General features: G+C 53.2%; 5 protein-coding genes. 4 read left to right on the top strand and 1 reads right to left on the bottom strand.

Going from position 1 to position 2357, the window contains the following annotated elements:
• The first annotated feature begins 26 nt into the window (after positions 1-26).
• From AC1HCM_RS00420 to AC1HCM_RS00410, 3 genes are read left to right on the top strand one after another with little or no spacing between them, the layout of a single operon-like run.
• The gene (locus AC1HCM_RS00420) at positions 27-608 is read left to right on the top strand and encodes a TetR/AcrR family transcriptional regulator (protein WP_479459800.1); all 582 of its coding nucleotides are present in this window, start codon (positions 27-29) and stop codon (positions 606-608) included.
• 7 nt (positions 609-615) lie between these two features.
• Entirely contained in the window at positions 616-1299 is a 684-nt protein-coding gene (locus AC1HCM_RS00415) for a YggS family pyridoxal phosphate-dependent enzyme (RefSeq protein ID WP_479459799.1), read from the top strand.
• Positions 1296-1604: a winged helix-turn-helix domain-containing protein gene (locus AC1HCM_RS00410; RefSeq protein WP_479459798.1), complete on the top strand. Its 309-nt coding sequence runs from the start codon at positions 1296-1298 to the stop codon at positions 1602-1604. The genes AC1HCM_RS00415 and AC1HCM_RS00410 overlap by 4 nt, the downstream gene beginning before the upstream one ends.
• Here the strand turns inward: AC1HCM_RS00410 and AC1HCM_RS00405 are convergent.
• Positions 1593-2033, bottom strand: coding sequence for a methylated-DNA--[protein]-cysteine S-methyltransferase (locus AC1HCM_RS00405; protein WP_479459797.1), 441 nt, complete (start codon positions 2031-2033; stop codon positions 1593-1595). The two genes, AC1HCM_RS00410 and AC1HCM_RS00405, sit on opposite strands and share 12 nt — an antisense overlap.
• A gap of 84 nt (positions 2034-2117) precedes the next feature.
• Between AC1HCM_RS00405 and AC1HCM_RS00400 the strand changes: the two genes are divergently transcribed.
• Positions 2118-2357 (top strand): hypothetical protein (locus AC1HCM_RS00400; protein ID WP_479459796.1); only part of this gene is annotated, 240 nt, incomplete at its 3' end.

Below are 2357 nucleotides of genomic sequence, written 5' to 3'. Positions count from 1 at the left end.
GGTGAAGCTCTTTTCGGAGGAGCTCTATGAGTGGGAAAGAAGATACGTGGAAGCTCGTTCCTACTAAGGAGAGGATAGCAACGGTTGCCTTGAGGCTCTTTTCCCTCAAGGGCTTTAAGGGAACCACCATAAAGGACATAGCCACGGAGGTGGGCATAACCGAGGGTGCTATATACAGGCACTTCTCCAGCAAGGAGGAGATAGTAGCCTACCTCCTTTCCAAGATAAGCTCCGACCTCGGGAGCCTGATTGAGAGGAAGGCGCTCTCAAAGACTGGCATAAAGGCTAAGGTTTCTTCTCTGATAGATGTCCTCCTCTGGTACGCCTTTGAGCACCCCGATGCCTTCAGGTTCCTGACTGTATATCACATACTCAGGCACAACGGCAGGAGTGCAAAGCTACCCGGGAGCATGGTGATGGAGCTCCTGAGGAAAGCCCAGGCTAAGGGGAGGATTCCTGTATCACCGGAGGTCGCTCTCAGCGTAGTAGTGGGTTCCGTTGAGAGGCTCTTTATACTTTGGGAGCTCGGTATGCTCTCCGGGGGTAGGGGAAAGGTTGCCTCCGAGGTAAAGGAGGCTGTGCTCAGAGCCCTCTTCGGTTGTGTATGATATTTCCATGGACGCCTGCAAGAGGCTTGAGAGTGTGAGGGCTGATATAGAGGACGCCTGTCGGCGTGTGGGAAGGGACCCATCGGAGGTAACGCTCCTCGGAGCCTCAAAGACAGTCCCTCCCGAGGTTATAGAAGAGTTCTACAGGTGCGGGCTGAAGTGCTTTGGGGAGAACAAGGTTCAGGAGTTTCTGGCAAAGTATGAGGCGCTTGAAGGTCTTGAGATAGACTGGCACTTCATAGGGAGGCTCCAGACCAACAAGGTCAAGTACCTTATAGGGAAGGTTTCCCTCATACACTCCCTTGACAGAAAGCCCCTTGCCGATGAGATACAGAAGAGGGCACGGAAGAGGGGAGCTGTGCAGGACGTCCTCATAGAGGTCAACGTCGGAGGGGAGGATAGCAAGGGGGGTGTGGAGCCAGAGCGGTTGAAGGAGCTCTACGAGTACACGAGGGGAATGGAGAATCTGAGGGTTCTCGGTCTCATGACAATACCCCCTTACCTTGAGGATCCCGAAGAGGTCAGACCCTACTTCGTGCGCCTGCGGGAGCTCAGGGACGAACTTGAGGAAGAGTTCGGGGAGAAGCTCCCTCACCTTTCAATGGGTATGTCCCACGACTTCAAGGTGGCCGTTGAGGAGGGAGCCACCATAGTCAGGGTGGGAACGAGGCTCTTTGGGGAGAGGACTTGAGGATAAGGTTTAAGGTTTGGCTTGAGAAGGAAGGGGAGCCCCTAATAAGCGAGGGAAAGTACAGGCTCCTGAGGGCGGTGGAGGAGGAAGGCTCAATACTGAAGGCAGCCAAGAGGCTCGGCGTGAGCTACAAGAGGGCTCACAGCCAGATAAAGGCTCTTGAGGATAGGCTCGGAGAGAAGGTCCTTGAAAGGAAGAGGAGGGCTGGAGCCCGTCTGACGGAGTCAGGCAGAGAGCTCCTTAAGGAGTACGAAAGGGTTTTAGAAGAGTTCAACAGGCTAGCCCGCAGGCTCTCAGAGAGATAAGCCTTCAAACCTCAGGAGCTCCCTCTTAACATCAACTCCGTAAGAAAAGCCCCCGAGTCCGTCCTTCCCGACCACCCTGTGGCAGGGCACTATCAGGGGAAACCTGTTTACCCTCATGCAGTAGCCCACAAACCTCGGGTGCTTCCCCGTAATTTCCCCAAGCTCAGAGTAGGTTATCACCTCACCAGGGGCAGTGTTTTCCAAGAGAGCTTCCCAAACTAAAACCACATCTTTCCTAATTCCCTCAAGCCAGAGGCTCTCTACACCTATGTTGACATCCCCCTCACCCCTCAGGTAAGGCACAAAAGCTTCAATTAGAGGGTGTTTCTGCTCTTTTCCCGTTTCCGTCTCTCTTTTCAAAAGCCTTGATCTCAGTATCCTACCTCCCTTTACGAGCACCTCTAAGGACACCCTATCGGTAATTTTCACTTTCAACCTCTCCATCGCCGGAATTGAATATATACTGGAGCGGGATTAAAATGAAAGGCAAGAACGTTAAAAGGAGGGGTTGTTATGGTCTCTAAGAAGTCTGCAGTAATTTCTCTGGGAGTAATTCCGGCTATCCTTGCCTGTGGTACCAAGGCACCGTCCATCGATCCGACAGCCTACCCCATCACACCGGCGGATAGGGTGAGGGTTGAGATACCGGATGCCTGTAGAGTAGCTTACGAGAATGTTGTTCCCAAGATCGCTGTGGCGGACTTTGTAAACAACACGACCTTTGACCTCGCCAAGGTGGTTCAGGCTCAGGGA

This window comes from Hydrogenivirga sp. (assembly GCF_056450045.1).
The sequence above is the reverse complement of the archived record's forward strand: the minus strand, read 5'-3'. Positions and strand labels throughout refer to the sequence as shown.

Bases quoted from the DNA above. Each gene is read 5' to 3' on its own strand.
- AC1HCM_RS00415 (WP_479459799.1), top strand. From the start codon at position 616: ATGGACGCCTGCAAGAGGCTTGAGAGTGTGAGGGCTGATATAGAGGAC.
- AC1HCM_RS00420 (WP_479459800.1), top strand. From the start codon at position 27: ATGAGTGGGAAAGAAGATACGTGGAAGCTCGTTCCTACTAAGGAGAGG.